This window comes from Peptostreptococcaceae bacterium, from assembly GCA_016649995.1.
Taxonomy (GTDB): domain Bacteria; phylum Bacillota; class Clostridia; order Peptostreptococcales; family BM714; genus BM714.
The window spans coordinates 1-3,223 of the sequence record JAENWJ010000090.1 but is presented as its reverse complement, the minus strand read 5'-3'; the positions used below and the strand labels follow the sequence as shown (position 1 = coordinate 3,223).

The 3,223-nt window shown below is 39.7% G+C and carries 5 protein-coding genes; 3 read left to right on the top strand and 2 right to left on the bottom strand.

Features of this window, described 5'->3' with window-relative positions; all coding sequences use genetic code 11:
- Positions 1–178: 178 nt before the first annotated feature.
- Together JJE29_09290 and JJE29_09285 are read left to right on the top strand one after the other, a co-directional pair.
- Positions 179–316, top strand: coding sequence for a DUF4275 family protein (locus JJE29_09290; GenBank protein ID MBK5252809.1), 138 nt, complete (start codon positions 179–181; stop codon positions 314–316).
- Positions 317–708: 392 nt separating this feature from the next.
- Positions 709–903 carry a hypothetical protein gene (locus JJE29_09285; protein ID MBK5252808.1) on the top strand — a complete coding sequence of 65 codons (195 nt, stop codon included), beginning with the start codon at positions 709–711 and terminating at the stop codon, positions 901–903.
- A gap of 175 nt (positions 904–1,078) precedes the next feature.
- Here the strand turns inward: JJE29_09285 and JJE29_09280 are convergent, their stop codons facing one another.
- Together JJE29_09280 and JJE29_09275 are read right to left on the bottom strand one after the other, a co-directional pair.
- Positions 1,079–1,330: a transposase gene (locus tag JJE29_09280; protein ID MBK5252807.1), complete on the bottom strand. Its 252-nt coding sequence runs from the start codon at positions 1,328–1,330 to the stop codon at positions 1,079–1,081.
- Entirely contained in the window at positions 1,228–2,157 is a 930-nt protein-coding gene (locus tag JJE29_09275; GenBank protein ID MBK5252806.1) for a transposase, read from the bottom strand. Before JJE29_09275 ends, JJE29_09280 begins: the two co-directional genes overlap by 103 nt.
- A gap of 349 nt (positions 2,158–2,506) precedes the next feature.
- Here JJE29_09275 and JJE29_09270 point away from each other — a divergent pair, with 349 nt between their 5' ends.
- Positions 2,507–3,103 (top strand): cysteine hydrolase, encoded by a 597-nt coding sequence (locus JJE29_09270; protein ID MBK5252805.1) that lies wholly within the window; start codon positions 2,507–2,509, stop codon positions 3,101–3,103.
- The last annotated feature ends 120 nt before the right edge of the window (positions 3,104–3,223 follow it).

Here is a 3,223-nt window from a genome sequence, read left to right as displayed (position 1 = left end):
AATATTCTGATTCCCGCAAAACATTTGACAAACATTTGGGAAGGCGGTGTTGTAAATGCTACAATATAGAGGATATTTCCTGAATTCTTCGTAAGTTGGACAACAAATGAAGGGGATTTTAATTTGACGTGGAATTTAGGTCTTTGTCTTTTATCAAAATGATGAGAATTCATTCTATATAAACAATGCGGAACAGTTGAAATCATCAGATTTTGATTTGGAAGATGATGTATATGTTGTTGACGCTGAGATGAAATGGACTTACGTGCATACACATGAAAGCCAATGCGGGCCGTATTATTTTTGTAAAAAATGATTATAGGCCGCAGCATCCATGCTGCTCTTGCTTCGCGGGATGTGGTTCGTCGCCTAACCAAAGCTCTGCCACAAGGGTTTCGGGCTGACTTGGGTGGGCTTCGGACGCTACCCGAAATCACACCCTTTCGCCGGGAGCAAGCCCTGCCTTGAAGCAGGCTGTTCAAATCTGAGATTTGTTGCAGATCGCTTCTGTCGAAATAGACGCAACCAACCCAAATCTATGATTTGGCAATTGCGTTGCAGGCTATGAGGCCCGGGTCAAGCTCCTCCTGTCCGGTTCAAGGGCGTCGGCAATGCGAAACGTTATGAGAAATCCTGCAGTAAGAATATAAATAGCACTAATCGTACATTATTTTAGATGGTAGCAATTTTGAAAAGGAGGAAATATTAATGAAAAAAGAGCTGTTCTGGGTTTTTGGAGTTCTGCAGAGTGTATCCTTGGGAACTATAATATTTCTGATGTTTAGGGGATTGGGAATGATAAATGGTGAACATATTATTGGGTTGGATACTAACATCACTTTGAGTATTACATTCCCGTTATTCTTATTGATAATTGAGTATCTCATCTATTCTAAAAGATAGTTTTCCTTAGACAAGTACTAGTGGTGGATTCAGATTAAAAGTGTTTATACAATTTAACGCCAAAATACATTTGAGCGTTTTGCATAATTCCCGATTGTGAATGACAACACGCTTCCTGAAAACAATCAGGTTGAAAAAAATTACTACTATCCATCCAAATCAGTCCCAGTCGTTCCTATGCTGCCATTTTTGCTGCGCTAAGCTTCATAACTGCTTTTGTTCCTGCATAAAGCGCTATCATGCTGATCAACAACCAACACTCTGTCATCTTGATTCCTGCGTTTCGGAGATTGTTGGCACCCAGGTTGTTCTTCAAAAGATTGTTCAGCCGTTCCACTGAAGTTCTCTTATTGTAGATCTTCTTCCATGCTTCTGAACTGCGAATCGGATAGCTGAGGATCCTAGGATTGTCTTTCCACCGGAGCACACGGGATGCAGCTTTTCATCAAACCCTGCCGGTGGAGCCAATGACCCACGCCCGTTGAATGCAATGATCGGATGTCCGTTTCTGTTTTTGATTACTTCCTCGTAGAGCCATGCAGAGTCGTATCCGGAATCGTAGAGCCAGTACTTCGACTTGATTTCAGGATGCTTTATCGCAAGAGAATCCATCAGTTCCTTAACGGCAGCCGCATCATGAACCGAGGCTGGCGTAATGTGGTAGGCAATCGGTAGGCCACTAGCTGCATCGCAGATCAGATGGTACTTCCAGCCAAACCAACGGAAAGTGTTGCCATGGGTATCCCGTTTCATGCCCCAGTTCGGATGCTTTCCATCATCAATGAGCTTGGCTTTCGGGGCTGGTGCTTCAAATGCATCAATCGCTGTAGCGTCAATTGCAACAGCCTCTAAGGAAAGTATTTTGCACTCTCTGGCATCTTCAACCGCTTCATGGAACATGTCCAGCAGAATGCCGGTTGATTCAAGCTTGTGGAGAAATCTTGAGAAGCACGATACGGAAGGGGTTTTGCCTAAGACATCAAAGCCACAGGCATATCGGAATCCCAGGTCTGACTTCAGACGCCTTACCAGGGCGCTGATGTTTGGAACACCCTCAATCCGCATGGCAAAGATTGCATACAGCATGGACTTGGGAGAGTAACCCTTCGGACCTCGCTCATTGGAAGCTTTGAAGAGATTTCCGAATCCTGCTGGAATCTTCAGCTCCTTGAGCGCCAGTTCCAACCGAGTTTCAGATTGCATTTTGTACAGATCTTCAAAGGAAAACAGCATCATTTGTCGAATAGTATCCACTGGATTCACCTTTCTTTCTTGTTGGTGGTTTAGTGTGGTAACTCTACTATTCGACAGGATTGGGGTGAATCCATTTTTTTGCCCCGAAAAACTTAGTAATTTCAATGGCTACGAATTATGCAAAACGCTCAACTGACAATCTACGACCTTTTATCCTTATGAATTGATTTTCGGTAGTACATTGTTTTTAACGACATAAATTTTCATTTTTACTTAGCAGAGCAACTGTCTCTACCTGTGTTGTATATTTATCAGTGATAAAAAGTGACTATTATGCTTTTCTATTATGGTGAAATATTTATATGTATTATATAATGTAATTGTTAATCTATTCGAAAGGGGAACTATTATGTTAAATAAAAAAGAAACTGCGTTAATAGTAATCGATATGCAATATGGTGGTGGTGCACCAGATGGGTCATTAGTAAAGATGTTAAATGTTGATGTAACCAAACAAGAAGATATTGTGACACCAATGGTCATGTTGAAGGATTTCTTTAATGAAAATGAAATGTTGGTTGTTAATATTAAAACAGAGTATGAAGAAGATTTTAGTGATTGGCAAATGTTAGATAACAGATTTGAGGTAAAAAAGCTTCAACATTTTGTTAAAGGTTCATTAGATGCTGAAATTATACCGCCATTAATACCTAGAGATGGAGAAGAGCTTATTGTAAAAAACAGATGGAATGCATTTTTTAATACCAATTTAAATACCTTACTAAAACAGAAGAATATTACTAATTTAGTAGTTGTTGGTGCAGCAACTGATGTTTGCGTATTAGACACTGTTAGTTATGCGTTTTCACTGAATTACAACTGTATTGTGCCTATTGAAACAACAGCTTCATTTAATGCAGAAAGAAAAAAAATGGGACTTGAGATGCTTAGATTTGGTAGAAGTGAAGTTGTTAATGTAGAAGAAGTATACAAAATGTTTAAATAGTGTCTACTGATTAACCTTCAAAGCATTGATTTAACTGACTTTTAGGTGAATATTTGATATAATGAATGCAAGGGTATTTCGCAATTAGAAGCATTTTCCTTGCACTTGCCTATAATATTT